The sequence below is a fragment of the Streptomyces sp. WAC 01529 genome (assembly GCF_003945545.1).
In the GTDB taxonomy this organism is placed as follows: Bacteria; Actinomycetota; Actinomycetes; order Streptomycetales; family Streptomycetaceae; genus Streptomyces; species Streptomyces anatolicus.
Window position 1 is genome coordinate 5,874,388 of record NZ_CP029617.1, and the last position, 14,499, is coordinate 5,888,886.

13 protein-coding genes are annotated in these 14,499 nt (G+C 71.7%); 11 read left to right on the top strand and 2 right to left on the bottom strand.

Going from position 1 to position 14,499, the window contains the following annotated elements:
* Positions 1–8 precede the first annotated feature (8 nt).
* Positions 9–1,142: a tRNA 2-thiouridine(34) synthase MnmA gene (mnmA, locus tag DMA15_RS26385; RefSeq protein ID WP_125518011.1), complete on the top strand. Its 1,134-nt coding sequence runs from the start codon at positions 9–11 to the stop codon at positions 1,140–1,142.
* Positions 1,143–1,155: 13 nt separating this feature from the next.
* On the opposite strand, the gene DMA15_RS26390 is transcribed toward mnmA, so the two are convergent.
* Positions 1,156–2,094: an NADP-dependent oxidoreductase gene (locus tag DMA15_RS26390; protein ID WP_164551955.1), complete on the bottom strand. Its 939-nt coding sequence runs from the start codon at positions 2,092–2,094 to the stop codon at positions 1,156–1,158.
* A 140-nt stretch (positions 2,095–2,234) separates the two neighbouring features.
* Here DMA15_RS26390 and DMA15_RS26395 point away from each other — a divergent pair, with 140 nt between their 5' ends.
* Positions 2,235–3,248, top strand: a complete 1,014-nt coding sequence (locus tag DMA15_RS26395) for a helix-turn-helix domain-containing protein (RefSeq protein ID WP_125515247.1) — start codon at positions 2,235–2,237, stop codon at positions 3,246–3,248.
* On the opposite strand, the gene DMA15_RS26400 is transcribed toward DMA15_RS26395, so the two are convergent.
* Positions 3,218–3,550, bottom strand: a complete 333-nt coding sequence (locus DMA15_RS26400; RefSeq protein ID WP_125515248.1) for a DUF427 domain-containing protein — start codon at positions 3,548–3,550, stop codon at positions 3,218–3,220. The two genes, DMA15_RS26395 and DMA15_RS26400, sit on opposite strands and share 31 nt — an antisense overlap.
* Positions 3,551–3,601: 51 nt before the next feature.
* Between DMA15_RS26400 and DMA15_RS26405 the strand changes: the two genes are divergently transcribed.
* From DMA15_RS26405 to gatB, 9 genes are all read left to right on the top strand, one after another.
* Positions 3,602–4,147 carry a TIGR00730 family Rossman fold protein gene (locus DMA15_RS26405; RefSeq protein ID WP_125515249.1) on the top strand — a complete coding sequence of 182 codons (546 nt, stop codon included), beginning with the start codon at positions 3,602–3,604 and terminating at the stop codon, positions 4,145–4,147.
* A 7-nt stretch (positions 4,148–4,154) separates the two neighbouring features.
* A complete protein-coding gene (locus DMA15_RS26410; protein ID WP_125515250.1) occupies positions 4,155–4,853 on the top strand; it encodes an SDR family oxidoreductase in 699 nt (232 codons plus the stop codon).
* Positions 4,850–5,860 (top strand): methionine synthase, encoded by a 1,011-nt coding sequence (locus tag DMA15_RS26415; RefSeq protein ID WP_125515251.1) that lies wholly within the window; start codon positions 4,850–4,852, stop codon positions 5,858–5,860. Before DMA15_RS26410 ends, DMA15_RS26415 begins: the two co-directional genes overlap by 4 nt.
* Positions 5,861–5,890: 30 nt before the next feature.
* Positions 5,891–8,074 (top strand): NAD-dependent DNA ligase LigA, encoded by a 2,184-nt coding sequence (ligA, locus tag DMA15_RS26420; RefSeq protein ID WP_125515252.1) that lies wholly within the window; start codon positions 5,891–5,893, stop codon positions 8,072–8,074.
* 315 nt (positions 8,075–8,389) lie between these two features.
* The gene (locus DMA15_RS26425) at positions 8,390–10,717 is read left to right on the top strand and encodes a bifunctional diguanylate cyclase/phosphodiesterase (RefSeq protein WP_125515253.1); all 2,328 of its coding nucleotides are present in this window, start codon (positions 8,390–8,392) and stop codon (positions 10,715–10,717) included.
* Positions 10,718–10,918: 201 nt separating this feature from the next.
* The gene (gene gatC, locus DMA15_RS26430; protein WP_010984178.1) at positions 10,919–11,215 is read left to right on the top strand and encodes an Asp-tRNA(Asn)/Glu-tRNA(Gln) amidotransferase subunit GatC; all 297 of its coding nucleotides are present in this window, start codon (positions 10,919–10,921) and stop codon (positions 11,213–11,215) included.
* 4 nt (positions 11,216–11,219) lie between these two features.
* Positions 11,220–12,713: an Asp-tRNA(Asn)/Glu-tRNA(Gln) amidotransferase subunit GatA gene (gene gatA / locus DMA15_RS26435; protein WP_125515254.1), complete on the top strand. Its 1,494-nt coding sequence runs from the start codon at positions 11,220–11,222 to the stop codon at positions 12,711–12,713.
* Complete coding sequence (locus tag DMA15_RS26440) at positions 12,710–12,949, top strand: hypothetical protein (RefSeq protein WP_125515255.1); 240 nt, start codon at positions 12,710–12,712, stop codon at positions 12,947–12,949. The genes gatA and DMA15_RS26440 overlap by 4 nt, the downstream gene beginning before the upstream one ends.
* A gap of 16 nt (positions 12,950–12,965) precedes the next feature.
* On the top strand, positions 12,966–14,480 hold the full coding sequence (gene gatB, locus DMA15_RS26445) for an Asp-tRNA(Asn)/Glu-tRNA(Gln) amidotransferase subunit GatB (RefSeq protein ID WP_125515256.1): 1,515 nt from the start codon (positions 12,966–12,968) through the stop codon (positions 14,478–14,480).
* Positions 14,481–14,499 lie beyond the last annotated feature (19 nt).

Sequence of the window (14,499 nt, forward strand, 5' to 3'; positions counted from 1 at the left end):
CTATGACTTTGACCGAGACCCCGCAGCCTCCCCAGCGCCCCCTCCGCGTCCTCGCCGCCATGTCCGGCGGCGTGGACTCCGCCGTCGCCGCCGCCCGGGCCGCCGAGGCGGGGCACGACGTGACGGGAGTGCACCTCGCGCTCTCGGCGAACCCGCAGTCGTTCCGCACGGGCGCTCGCGGCTGCTGCACCATCGAGGACTCGCGCGACGCCCGCCGCGCCGCGGACGTCATCGGCATCCCGTTCTACGTGTGGGACCTCGCCGAGCGCTTCCGTGAGGACGTGGTCGAGGACTTCGTCGCCGAGTACGAGGCGGGGCGCACCCCCAACCCGTGCCTGCGCTGCAACGAGAAGATCAAGTTCGCCGCGCTGCTCGACAAGGCCCTCGCCCTCGGCTTCGACGCGGTCGTCACCGGCCACTACGCCAAGGTGATCGTCCGCGAGGACGGCACCCGCGAGCTGCACCGCGCCTCCGACATGGCCAAGGACCAGAGCTACGTCCTCGGGGTCTTGGACGACAAGCAGCTCGCCCACGCGATGTTCCCCCTGGGTGACACGGTCACCACCAAGGAGGAGATCCGCGCGGAGGCCGAGCGCCGCGGGCTCGCCGTCGCCAAGAAGCCGGACAGCCACGACATCTGCTTCATCGCCGACGGCGACACCCAGGGCTTCCTCGCCGCCCGCCTCGGCAAGGCGGAGGGCGACATCGTCGACGAGTCCGGCACGGTCCTCGGCACGCACGAGGGGGCGTACGGCTACACCATCGGCCAGCGCAAGGGCCTGCGGATCGGCACCCCGGCCCCCGACGGCAAGCCGCGGTACGTCCTGGACATCTCCCCGGTGAACAACACCGTGACCGTCGGCCCGGCCGCCGCCCTGGACGTGACCGGCCTGACCGCGATCAAGCCCCGCTGGTGCGGCGCGGCCCCCTCCGGCCCCGGCACGTACACGGCGCAGCTGCGGGCCCACGGCGGCGAGACCGAGGTCACCGCCGAGCTGGTCGACGGCTCGGAACTGCGGGTCGCTTTCACCGAGCCCGTCCGGGGCGTGGCCCCCGGCCAGGCGATCGTGCTGTACGACGGCACGCGCGTGGTGGGCTCGGCGACGATCGCGACGACGGAACGGGTGACGGCGGGCGTCTAGGGCCCGTCCCTCCCTAGCCTGCGACCCGGAGCACGATCTTGCCCCGCGTGCGGCCCCGCTCGCCGTACGCGTGCGCCTTCGCGGCGTCCTCCAGGGGCAGCACCGTGTCGATCTCGGCGCGCAGCTTGCCCTCGTCCACGAGGCGGGCGATCTCCAGGAGACCCAGGCGGTCCGGCTCCACGATCGTCCAGCCCGCGTGCACCCCGCGCTCCCGCGCGAGGCCTGCGTCCGGCAGGCCGCCCGGGTCGGGCAGCGTGACCAGGTGGCCGCCGGGGCGCAGCACCTCCAGGGACCGTGTGCCGTACTCGCCGCCCACCCCGTCCAGGACGATGTCCACGTCACTGATCGCCTCGGTGAAGTCCACGCGCGCGTAGTCGACGACTTCGTCCGCGCCGAGGCCGCGCAGGAAGGCGTGCTTCTCCTCGCGGGCCGTCCCGATGACGTACGCCCCCCGCGCCTTGGCGATCTGCACGGCCAGGTGCCCCACGCCGCCCGCCGCCGCGTGGATCAGCACCCGCTGCCCGGCGCGCAGCCCGGCCGTCTCGACCAGCCCCTGCCAGGCGGTGAGCGCCGCGAGGGGCAGCGCGGCGGCCTGCACGTGGTCGATGCCTGCGGGCTTGGGCGCGAAGCGCCGGGCGGGCGCCACGACGTACTCGGCGTATCCGCCCGCCTGCTCGGGGAAGCGGGGCATGCCGAAGACCTCGTCACCGGGGGAGTACAGGGTCACTCCCGGGCCCACCTCCTCGACGACGCCGGAGACGTCGTAGCCGAGGATCGGCGTGTCGCCCCAGGTGCCGAAGGCGCCCTCCGCGCGGGTCTTCCAGTCGACCGGGTTGACGCCCGCGGCGTGCACCCGGACCAGGATCTCGGTGAGGCCCGGCTCGGGGCGGTCCACCTCCACGGGGACCAGGTTCTCCGGGGCGCCCCAGGCGCGGGGGCTCACGGCACGCATCTTCATGATCATCTTCTTTCGGGAAACTCTTTCGGGAAAACGCCCGGCCGACCGGCTCTCGGAACGGCCACGACCCAGGGTGCGTCGGCTCACGCGCGCACAGTGCTGGCAGTTTGGCCATGATGTGACAGGATTCGGCCATGAGTTCTCACGGCAGGCGGCACCGCGTGGCGGTCCTCGCCCTGGACGGCGCGTACGCCTTCGAGATGGGCATCCCGCCCCGGATCTTCGGGGCCGCCGAGGACGCCGAGGGGCGGCCGCTGTACGACGTGGTCGTCTGCACGGTCGACGGCCGGCCGGTGCGCACCGACGCCGGGTTCCAGGTGGCGGTCGAACACGGGCCCGAGGCGCTCGCCGAAGCGGACACGGTGGTGATCCCGCCCACCGAGCGCCTCTGCGGCGGCACGGAGGAAGGCCTCCTGCCGGAGCCGCTCGCCGCGGCCCTGGCCCGGGTGCGGCCGGGCACGCGCTGGGTGTCGTTCTGCACCGCCTCCTACGTCCTCGCCGCCGCGGGCCTGCTCGACGGCCGCCCCGCGACCACGCACTGGAAGGAGGCCGACCACTTCCGGCGCACCTTCCCCCGGGTCGCGGTCGACGAGGACGTCCTCTTCGTGGACGACGGCGACATCCTGACGGCGGCCGGCGTCGGCGCGGGCGTCGACCTCTGCCTGCACCTGCTCCGCCGCGACCACGGCAGCGCCGTCGCCCACCGCGTCGCCCGCTTCTGCGTGGTCCCGCCCTGGCGCGAGGGCGGGCAGGCGCAGTACATCGAGCGGCCCGTCCCCGAGCCCACGCTCGCCACCACGGCCGCCACGCGCGCGTGGGCCCTCGAAAGGCTCCAGGAGCCTTTGTCGCTCGGCGAGTTGGCCGCCCACGCGCGCATGAGCCTGCGGACCTTCACGCGCCGCTTCCAGGAGGAGGTGGGCATGCCGCCGGGGCGCTGGCTGACCGCCCAGCGCATCGAACTGGCCCGCCAGCTCCTGGAATCCAGCGACCTGCCCGTGGACGTCGTCGCCCACCGGGCCGGGTTCGGCACCGGCAACTCCCTGCGCCAGCACATGCGCGCGGTGCTCGGCGTCTCACCGGCCGCCTACCGCAAGACGTTCACCGCCGCCACCGGCGGCTACTCCCGCCCGGTGACCTCCGCGTCATAGAAGCAGAAGTGGTCCTTGACGGCGGCCACCTCCGGCTTTGGCTCCCGGTACGCCCACACCGCGTCCTGCGCGCCCGGCAGCGACCAGTAGGCGGCCGTGCCCTTGAACGGGCAGTGCGTGATCGTCGCGGACGGCGTCAGCAGATCCGTACGCACGTCCTCCGGAGGCAGGTAGTAGCGCACGGGGTAGCCCGTCTCGCGCAGCAGCAGCGGGCGGCGGCTCTCCGCCACGACCTGCCCCTCGTGCACCACGCGCACGTGGTCCGTGCCCTGCTCGACGGTGATCCGGTGTCCCTTGGTCACGACGTACCCTCCTCGAAAGGCGCTGTCAGAGTCGGACCGTACCGTGAGCGCATGAACATCTGCGTCTTCCTCTCCGCCGCCGACCTCGACGACCGCTACACACGCCCGGCCCGGGACTTCGCCGAACTGCTCGGCAAGGGCGGGCACACCCTGGTGTGGGGCGGTTCCGAGAGCGGCCTGATGAAGGTCGTGGCGGACGGCGTGCACGAGGCGGGCGGACGGCTCCTCGGGGTCTCCGTGGACTTCCTCGCGGCCAAGGCGAGGGTGGTCGCCGAGCCGCACGAGATGGTGATCGCCCGCGACCTCGCCGAGCGCAAGGCGCTCCTCTTGGAGAAGGCCGACGCGATCGTGATCATGGTCGGCGGCACCGGCACGCTCGACGAGGCCACCGAGATCCTGGAGCTGAAGAAGCACGGCAAGCACACCAAGCCGGTGGTCCTGCTGAACTCCGCGGGTTTCTACGACGGCCTCAAGGAGCAGTTCCGGCGCATGGAGGACGAGGGCTTCCTGCCCCTGCCCCTCACCGACCTGGTCTTCTTCGCCGAGGAGCCCGTCGGCGCACTGGCCTACCTGGAGGAATCGATCGGCACCCAGTGATGCGAGCATGGCGGGTATGGCAACACATGTGATCACCGGGTCCGGCTCCGGCATCGGCGCGGCCGTCGCGCGCCGTCTGCACGCACGCGGCGACGAACTCGTCCTGCACGCGCGGGACGCGGGCCGCGCCAAGGAGCTGGCCGCCGCGTTCCCCGGCGCGAGCACGCTCGTCGGGGACCTCTCCGACCCCGACAAGCTGTCCTGGGCCTTCGGCCACCAGTCGCTGCCCTCGCGCGTGGACTCCCTCCTGCACATCGCGGGCGTCGTCGACCTCGGCCCGGTCGGCGAGCTGACCCCCAAGGCCTGGCACCACCAGCTCAACGTCAACCTCATCGCCCCCGCCGAGCTGACCCGCCACTTCCTGCCCCAACTCCGGGCCGCCCAAGGCCACGTGGTCTTCGTCAACTCGGGCGCGGGCCTGAGCGCCCACGCCGACTGGTCCGCGTACGCCGCCTCCAAGCACGGCCTGAAGGCCCTCGCCGACGCCCTGCGCCAGGAGGAGCACGGCAACGGCGTCCGGGTCACCTCGGTCTACCCCGGCCGCACGGCGAGCGCCATGCAGGTCAAGGTCCACCAGCAGGAGGGCAAGGAGTACGACGCCTCCCGCTGGATCGACCCCGAGTCGGTCGCCACCACGATCCTCATGGCACTGGACCTGCCGCGCGACGCCGAGGTAAACGACCTCACCGTGCGGCCGGGCCGGTGAGCGCGCCCGTGTGGGGCCCGGCGACCGGCGTCGGGTCCCTGCCCGGCGGCGACGCCCGCGAGGCCGCGAAGACCGTCACCGGCAGCTTCGACGGCCCCGAGGAGGGCATCCCCCACCTCGCCGAGCTGCCCGCCCGCGGACCCGGCGCCGACATGATCGGCCGCACCGCCGGCATGCTCGTCGACCTGTACGCGCGCGTGGAGCCCAGCGGCTGGCGCGTCGGCGACCGGCCCGGACGCGACACCCGGCGGGCCAGGGCCTGGCTCGGCGAGGACCTCGACGCCCTGGAGGAGTTCACCCAGGGGTACGAGGGCCCGCTCAAGGTCCAGGCCGTCGGCCCCTGGACGCTCGCCGCCGCCCTGGAGCTGCGGAACGGCGAGGTGGCGCTCTCCGACCCGGGCGCCTGCCGTGACCTCGCGGGCTCGCTCGCCGAGGGCCTGCGCGCGCACCTGGCGGACGTCCGCCGCAGGGTGCCCGGCGCCCAGGTGGTGCTCCAGCTCGACGAGCCCTCGCTCATCGCCGTGCTGCGCGGACAGGTCAAGACCGCCAGCCAGTACCGCACCCACCGGGCCGTGGACCGGCAGGCCGTGGAGGACACCCTGCGGGACGTCCTGGCCGTCCAGGACGGCGGACCCACGGTCGTCCACTCCTGCGCGCCCGACGTCCCCTTCGCGCTCCTGCGCCGCGCCGGGGCCCACGCCATCTCGTTCGACTTCTCACTTCTCACCGAGCGTGACGACGAGGTCATCGGCGAGACGGTCGAGGGCGGCACGAAGCTCTTCGCCGGTGTCGTGCCGGGCGTGGACGGCGGATTGTCGGACCCTGCCGGTAGCGTCATGGGTGTCAGGACGCTGTGGCGCAGGCTGGGGCTGAATCCGGGATCGCTCGCGGAGTCGGTCGTGGTCACTCCGTCGTGCGGTCTCGCGGGGGCTTCACCCGGGTACGCGCGCGCGGTGCTCGCCCACTGCGTCAAGGCGGCGAGATCGCTCGCAGACAACCCTGAGTAATTGGGTATGACGTAACGGGAGGACTTTACGGTGGCTGTCGAACAGCAAGGCTCTGTGCCCGCCGAGGCACGGGATCACCATGCCCAGCTGGCCGAACAGATCGAGGAGCACCGCTTCCGGTATTACGTGAAGGACCAGCCGGTCGTCAGCGACGCCGAGTTCGACAAGCTCCTGCGCTCTCTCGAAGCCCTGGAGGAGGAGTATCCGGAGCTGCGCACCCCGGACTCGCCCACCCAGAAGGTCTCGGGTTCGTACGAGACGGAGTTCACCGCCGTCGAGCACCGCGAGCGCATGCTCTCCCTCGGCAACGCCTTCGACGACGCGGAGCTGGCCTCCTGGGCCGACCGCGTCGCCAAGGACGTCGGCTCCCCGGGGTACCACTTCCTGTGCGAGCTGAAGGTCGACGGCCTCGCGGTCAACCTCACGTACGAGGACGGCAAGCTGACCCGCGCCGCCACCCGCGGCGACGGCCGCACCGGCGAGGACATCACACCGAACGTCCGCACGATCGCCGACATCCCCCAGCGCCTCAAGGGCGACCGCGTCCCCGCCCTCGTCGAGATCCGCGGCGAGGTCTTCTTCCCGATGGAGAAGTTCGAGGAGCTGAACGCCCGCCTGGTCGAGGCGGGCGACAAGCCCTTCGCCAACCCCCGTAACGCGGCGGCGGGTTCGCTGCGCCAGAAGGACCCGCGCGTCACCGCGACCCGCCCGCTGCACATGGTCGTGCACGGCATCGGCGCCCGCGAGGGCTTCGACATCGACTGCCTCAGCCACGCCTATGACCTGCTGCACGAGTGGGGCCTGCCCACCGCCCGGCACAACAAGGTCGTCGAAGACATCGAAGGCGTGCGGGACTTCATCTCCTACTTCGGAGAGAACCGCCACTCCGTGGAGCACGAGATCGACGGCGTCGTCGTCAAGCTCGACGAGATCCCGCTGCAGGGCCGCCTCGGCTCCACCTCGCGCGCCCCGCGCTGGGCGATCGCCTGGAAGTACGCGCCCGAGGAGGTCAACACCAAGCTGGTCAACATTCGTGTCGGCGTCGGCCGCACCGGCCGCGTCACGCCGTACGCCCAGGTGGAGCCCGTCACGGTCGCCGGATCCGAGGTGGAGTTCGCCACCCTGCACAACCAGGAGGTGGTGAAGAAGAAGGGCGTCTTCATCGGCGACACGGTCGTGTTGCGCAAGGCGGGCGACGTCATCCCGGAGATCCTCGGCCCCGTCGTGGACCTGCGGGACGGTACCGAGCGGGAGTTCGAGATGCCCGCCGAGTGCCCCGAGTGCGGCACACCGCTGCGGCCCATGAAGGAGGCCGACATCGACCTCCGCTGCCCCAACGCCCAGTCGTGCCCGGCCCAGTTGCGCGAGCGCCTCTTCTACCTCGCAGGCCGCAAGTCCCTCGACATCGAGAACTTCGGATACGTCGCCGCGGCCGCGCTCACCAGACCCCTGGAGCCCGCGCAGCCGCCGATCCTCGACGAGGGCGACATCTTCGACCTCAAGGTCGAGGAGCTGCTGCCCATCAAGTCCTACGTCCTGGACCAGGATTCCGGCCTGCCCAAGCGCGACCCCAAGACCGGCGAGGAGAAGGTCGTCACCTTCTTCGCCAATCAGCAGGGCGAGGCGAAGAAGAACACCCTCGCCATGCTGGAGAACATCGCGGCGGCCAAGGAGCGACCGCTCGCCCGCATCCTCACGGGACTCTCGATCCGGCACGTCGGCCCGGTGGCGGCCGAGGCGCTGGCCCGCGAGTTCCGCTCCATCGACCGCATCGAACAGGCCACCGAGAAGGAGCTGTCGGACGTGGCGGGCGTGGGCCCGATCATCGCCGCCTCCCTCAAACAGTGGTTCACCGAGGAGTGGCACCGCGAGATCCTGCGCAAGTGGCGGGCGGCCGGGGTGCGCATGGAGGAGGAGGCGAGCGGCGAGGACGAGGGCCCCCGCCCCCTGGAAGGCCTCACGGTCGTGGTGACCGGAACGCTCGAGCACTACACCCGGGATGGCGCGAAAGAGGCGCTCCAGAGCCGGGGTGCGAAGGTGACCGGTTCCGTTTCGAAGAAGACGTCTTTCGTGGTCGTCGGGGACAACCCCGGTTCGAAGTACGACAAGGCGATGCAAGTGAAGGTTCCGGTTCTCAACGAGGAAGGCTTCGTTGTGCTGCTGGAACAGGGACCGGACGCGGCCAAGGAAGTCGCGCTTCCGACCGAGGAGTAGCGGTTGAAGGCCACCCGTTCAGCGCATACCAGATGCATACGGGTGGCCGGGTCGCATTCGGGCAACCGTAGTCGACCGCTGCCCGTGGAAGCCTTCTGCGGCCTACTGTTGAGGTGTGCGCCTGCCGTGCCCCGCTGCGAACGGGGTATCTCCTGCTCAACAAGAGCGTGGAAGGGGGCATCCCCTGCTCGGCACGAGTTCGGGAGCAGTGCATCCCGTCGCTCGTCGAGAGCGTGGGGACGAATGTGCGGACCCGGCCGCCTATTGGGCCGCGTCCGTGTGGCGTGGGCACCGCCGGCTGTGAGAGGGACGGGAATGGAACCGACCGAGAGCGCCGCCCCGGACTCACCGCTGCCCGTGCGCCGGTGGTGCGTGCCGGGCACCTGGCTGCGCGGCCGCCGGGGCGAGCAGACCACCGGCCCGGCCACCGTCGGCGGGACGGCGGCCGGAGCGCTGAGCACCGCCATCGAACCCCGCGAGCGGGCCTGGACCGCCCCCACCCCCGGCCGCGGCACGGAGAGCGCCGTGGCCATGGCGGGCGGCCCCACCGCACCCGAGCCCCGCGACCCGTGGCCGATGCTCCCCGTCATGGTCGTCACGGCCGCCGCGATCCTGCTCGGCACCGGCTTCTTCCAGGCCCTCACCGGCCCGCACACGCTCTTCCCCTCCGGCGCGGCGGGCTGGTCGCTCGCCGTCCTCACCGGCCTCATCGTCGCCCACCTCGTCGCCCTCGGCCGGGACCGCTGGTGGGGCGGCACGGGCTCCGGCGGAGCGCTCACCGTCGCCGTACTCCTGCTCTACGGCTGGGTGCCCGCCGGCATGGTCAGCCTCACCGTCGTCGTCCTGGTCGGCGCCGCGCGCAGGCACCGCTGGCGCCAGGGAGTGCTGCACGGCGCGGTCGACATCCTCGGCATCGGCGCGGGCGCCCTCACCCTGGCCGCGTTCGGCACCTCACCGACGGCCGCCTCGCCCTGGCTCCCCGAGACCTGGGACCTGTACACCGCCCCCGAAGTGGCCCTGGTCGCCGTCGCCTACCTCGTCGTCACGCGCGTACTGCTCTGGTACGTCCACGCCCCGCGCACCGGCGCCCTGCCGACCGTCACCCGAACGGCCCTGGTGAGGCAGGGACTCCTCGGCATCGCACTGCTCGGCATCGCCCCGCTGATCTGCGTGGTGGCGATCTCCCTGCCGATCCTGCTGCCCCTCTTCGCGATCCCGCTCGTCGCGCTCGACTCCACCCTGTGGATCGCCCGCGCCCGGGCCGAGGAGCAGCTGCGGGACCCGCTCACCGGGCTGCCCAACCGGCAGTGGCTCCTGGAGCGGACCTGGACGGCTCTCGACGACGCCGAGCGGATCGGGGCGCGGTCCGCCCTGATGCTGATCGACATGGACCGTTTCCGGTCGGTCAACGACACCCTCGGGCACCTCGCCGGTGACCGGCTGCTGTTGCAGATAGCGGACCGGCTGCGGCTCGCCCTGCCGCGCGGCGCGGAGGCGGCCCGGCTCGGCGGCGACGAGTTCGCCGTGCTGCTGCCCATCGCCGACTCCACGACGTCCGCCACGCGCGTGGCCCGCCAGCTGGTCGCCGCGCTCGGCTCGCCCCTCGACCTCGACGGCCTCACCCTCGTCCTGGAGGCGAGCGCGGGCCTCGCCGTCTTCCCCGACCACGCGCTCGACGCGGAGGGGCTGCTGCGCCGGGCGGACGTGGCGATGTACCAGGCGAAGCGGGACCGCACCGGCGTCGAGGTGTACGAGTCCAAGCGGGACTCCAACACCCCGGACAGGCTCGGCCTGTTGGGGGATCTGCGGCGGGCGCTGGACGCGGGCGACGTCGAACTGCACTACCAGCCCAAGGTCCGCTTCGACGGCAAGGTCGCGGGGCTCGAAGCGCTGGTGCGGTGGGTGCACCCCGAGCGCGGCAAGGTGCCGCCGGACGAGTTCATCGCCATCGCCGAGTCCTCCGGGCTGATGCCGCACCTGACGGAGTACGTCCTTGAGTCCGCCCTCGGCCAGGTGGCCAAGTGGCAGGCACAGGGCCTGAAGGTCCCGGTCGCCGTGAACGTCTCGCCGCGCGATGTGCACACGCCCGGTTTCGCGGGCGCGGTCGCGGCGCGGCTCGCCCGGCACGGGGTCCCGGCGGGGGCGCTGCAACTGGAGATAACCGAGCACGTGCTCCTTGAGGATCCGCAGCGGGCGGCGGACACGCTGGCCGGGCTCACCGGGCACGGGGTCAAGATGTCGCTCGACGACTTCGGCACGGGGTACTCCTCGCTGGTCCATCTGCGGCGGCTCCCGGTGAGCGAGCTGAAGATCGACCGCTCCTTCGTGGCGCGGCTCGCCATCGACAACGAGGACGCGGAGATCGTCCGCTGCACGGTGGACCTCGCGCACTCCCTGGGGCTGCTCGTCGTCGCCGAGGGCGTCGAGGACGACGAGACGTGGGAGCGGCTGCGGGACCTCGGGTGCGACGCGGTGCAGGGGTGGCTGGTCGCCGCGGCGATGCCGCCCGAGGAGACCACCGCGTGGCTGCGGGCGCGGGGCTCGCGCGGCTGGCGCCGCCCGGCGGACGTCGCGGCGGAGGCGGCGGCGGCCCTCGCTGAAGGCTCCGACGTGGGGGAGTCCTCGGGGCACGTGGTGAAGTAGGCGTCTGCCGTTCTCCCGTGCGGGGCTGCTCCTGGGGTATGAGGCGGTGCGGGGCAAACGGGCGGGTGGGTGGGAGAGGCCCGTAGCGGAGCGGCGAGAAGCTTCCCACAGGGCCGCCCGGGGAAACCGTTTAACGGCCACGCCACCCCGCCCCATAGGATTGGGACCACAACCCGCAAACTCACCCCTGAGGATCGCCGCATGCCTGGCATCACGCGCGAGGAGGTCGCCCACCTCGCCCGCCTTGCACGTCTGGAGCTGAAGGCCGAGGAGCTCGACCACTTCGCCGGACAGCTCGACGACATCATCGGCGCGGTCGCCCGCGTCTCGGAGGTCGCCGACCAAGACGTACCGCCGACCTCGCACCCGCTGCCGCTGACGAACGTCATGCGCGCGGACGAGGTCCGTCCGTCGCTCACCCCCGAGCAGGCGCTTTCGGGCGCCCCGGCCCAGGAGCAGCAGCGTTTCAAGGTGCCGCAGATCCTGGGGGAGGACTAAGAACATGACGGACATCATCAAGCTCACCGCCGCCGAGATCGCCTCGAAGATCGCCTCCGGCGAGCTGACGGCCGTCGAGGTCACCGAGGCCCACCTGGCCCGCATCGGCGCCGTCGACGAGAAGGTGAACGCCTTCCTGTACGTCGACCGCGAGGGCGCCCTCGCGCAGGCCCGCGCCGTCGACGAGAAGCGCGCCAAGGGCGAGAAGCTCGGCCCGCTGGCCGGCGTCCCCGTCGCGCTCAAGGACATCTTCACCACCGAGGGCATCCCGACCACGGTCGGCTCCAAGATCCTCGAGGGCTGGATCCCGCCGTACGACGCGACGGTCACCAAGAAGCTGAAGGCCGCCGACGTCGTCATCCTCGGCAAGACCAACATGGACGAGTTCGCCATGGGGTCCTCCACCGAGAACAGCGCCTACGGCCCCACCGGCAACCCCTGGGACCTCACCCGCATCCCCGGCGGCTCCGGAGGCGGCTCGGCCGCCGCCCTCGCCGCCTATGAGGCCCCCCTGACCCTCGGCACGGACACCGGCGGCTCCATCCGCCAGCCCGCGGCCGTCACCGGCACGGTAGGCGTCAAGCCCACCTACGGCGGCGTCTCCCGCTACGGTATGGTCGCCTTCTCCAGCTCCCTGGACCAGGGCGGCCCCTGCGCCCGCACCGTCCTCGACGCCGCGCTGCTGCACGAGGCCATCGCCGGCCACGACGAGCTGGACTCGACGTCCATCGACGCCCCGGTCCCGCCGGTCGTCGAGGCCGCGCGCAACGGCTCCGTCCAGGGCATGCGCGTAGGTGTCGTCAAGCAGTTCCGCGGCGAGGGCTACCAGGCCGGTGTCGTCCAGCGCTTCGACGAGTCCGTCGAGCTGCTGAAGTCGCTGGGCGCCGAGATCGTCGAGCTGGACTGCCCGACCTTCGACCTGGCGCTCTCCGCGTACTACCTGATCGCGCCCTCCGAGTGCTCCTCGAACCTCGCCCGGTTCGACGCCATGCGCTACGGCCTGCGCGTCGGCGACGACGGCACGAAGTCCGCCGAGGACGTCACCGCCCTCACCCGCGAGGCCGGCTTCGGCGACGAGGTCAAGCGCCGCATCATCCTGGGTACGTACGCGCTCAGCTCCGGCTACTACGACGCGTACTACGGCAGCGCCCAGAAGGTCCGCACGCTCATCACCCGTGAGTTCGAGGCGGCCTTCGAGCAGGTCGACGTGATCGTCTCCCCGACGACCCCGACCACCGCCTTCCCGATCGGCGAGCGCGCCGACGACCCGATGGCCATGTACCTGGCCGACCTGTGCACCATCCCGACCAACCTGGCGGGCAACTCCGCCATGTCGCTGCCCTGCGGCCTCGCGCCGGAGGACGGCCTGCCCGTCGGACTGCAGATCATCGCCCCCGCCATGAAGGACGACCGCCTTTACAAGGTGGGAGCCGCCGTCGAGGCCGCCTTCGTGGAAAAGTGGGGGCACCCGCTGCTGGAGGAGGCACCGTCGCTGTGAGCACTCTGAACAAGGCCAAGGGCTTCAAGAAGTCCAAGACCGGTACGTATCTGTCGATCGGCACCACCGCGTTCGGCGCGGTCTCCGTGCTCAAGCAGGCCAAGCTGGCCCGCAGCGAACACGACACGCTCCGCCTCGTGGACGCCGTCGTCTCCGCTGCCGCCATCGCCACCGGCGTCGCGCTGCTCCTGCGGGAGCTCAAGCGCCTCGGCGACGACGACGTCCTGCTGGGCTGAGAGGGAAAGTTTCACCGTGACTGTCACTACCGACCTGGTGTCGTACGAGGATGCCCTCGCGACGTACGACCCCGTCATGGGCCTTGAGGTCCATGTCGAGCTGGGCACCAAGACCAAGATGTTCTGCGGCTGCTCGACCACCCTCAAGCAGGGCGCGAACAGCCAGACCTGCCCGACCTGCCTCGGCCTGCCCGGCGCGCTGCCGGTCGTGAACGAGATCGGCGTCGAGTCCGCCATCAAGATCGGCCTCGCGCTGCACTGCGAGATCGCCGAGTGGTGCCGCTTCGCCCGGAAGAACTACTTCTATCCGGACATGCCGAAGAACTTCCAGACCTCGCAGTACGACGAGCCGATCGCCTTCAACGGCTATCTGGACGTCCAGCTGGAGGACGGCGAGGTCTTCCGCGTGGAGATCGAGCGCGCCCACATGGAGGAGGACACCGGCAAGTCGACCCACGTGGGCGGCGCGACGGGCCGTATCCACGGCGCCTCGCACTCGCTCCTGGACTACAACCGCGCCGGCATCCCGCTCATCGAGATCGTCACCAAGCCGATCGAGGGCGCGGGCGAGCGCGCCCCGGAGGTCGCCAAGGCGTACGTCGCCGAGCTGCGCGAGCTGATCAAGGCGCTGGACGTCTCCGAGGCCCGTATGGACAAGGGCCAGATGCGCTGCGACGTGAACCTCTCCCTGCGCCCCAAGGGCCAGAAGGAGTTCGGCACGCGCAGCGAGACGAAGAACGTCAACTCGCTGCGCTCGGTGGAGCGCGCGGCGCGCTTCGAGATCCAGCGCCACGCGGCGGTCCTGAACTCCGGCGGCACGATCATCCAGGAGACCCGTCACTTCCACGAGGAGGACGGCTCCACGACCTCCGGCCGCATCAAGGACAACGCCGAGGACTACCGGTACTTCCCGGAGCCCGACCTCGTCCCCGTCGCCCCCTCCCGCGAGTGGGTCGAGGAGCTGCGCGCCGGACTCCCGGAGCTGCCGCGGGTGCGCCGCAACCGCCTCCGCGAGGAGTGGGGCATCTCCGAGCACGACATGCAGTCGATCCTCAACGCCGACGCCATCGGCCCGATCGTCGCCACCGTCAACGCGGGCGCGGACGCCGCGTCGGCCCGCAAGTGGTGGATGGGCGAGCTGGCCCGGCACGCCAACGAGCAGGGCGTGGAGCTGGGCGCGCTGCCGATCACCCCGGAGCACGTCGCCCGGGTCGCCGAGCTGGTCGCCAAGGGTGACCTGAACGACAAGCTGGCCCGCCAGGTCATCGAGGGCGTGCTGAAGGGCGAGGGCACGCCGGACGAGGTCGTCGAGAAGCGCGGCCTGAAGGTCGTCTCGGACGAGGGCGCGCTCACCGCCGCCGTCGACGAGGCCATCGCCGGCAACGCCGCCATCGCCGACAAGATCCGCGGCGGCAAGGTCGCCGCGGTCGGCGCCCTGGTCGGCGCGGTCATGAAGGCCACCCGCGGCCAGGCTGACGCGGCCCGCGTCAAGGAGCTGATCCTGGAGAAGCTGGGCGTCAGCGAGGGCTGAGCCCCGCCATCGTCCGCGT

Bases quoted from the DNA above. Each gene is read 5' to 3' on its own strand.
- DMA15_RS26390 (WP_164551955.1), bottom strand. From the start codon at position 2,094: ATGCGTGCCGTGAGCCCCCGCGCCTGGGGCGCCCCGGAGAACCTGGTC.
- gatC (WP_010984178.1), top strand. From the start codon at position 10,919: ATGCCTGGCATCACGCGCGAGGAGGTCGCCCACCTCGCCCGCCTTGCA.
- DMA15_RS26395 (WP_125515247.1), top strand. From the start codon at position 2,235: ATGAGTTCTCACGGCAGGCGGCACCGCGTGGCGGTCCTCGCCCTGGAC.
- DMA15_RS26425 (WP_125515253.1), top strand. From the start codon at position 8,390: ATGGAACCGACCGAGAGCGCCGCCCCGGACTCACCGCTGCCCGTGCGC.
- DMA15_RS26410 (WP_125515250.1), top strand. From the start codon at position 4,155: ATGGCGGGTATGGCAACACATGTGATCACCGGGTCCGGCTCCGGCATC.
- DMA15_RS26405 (WP_125515249.1), top strand. From the start codon at position 3,602: ATGAACATCTGCGTCTTCCTCTCCGCCGCCGACCTCGACGACCGCTAC.
- gatA (WP_125515254.1), top strand. From the start codon at position 11,220: ATGACGGACATCATCAAGCTCACCGCCGCCGAGATCGCCTCGAAGATC.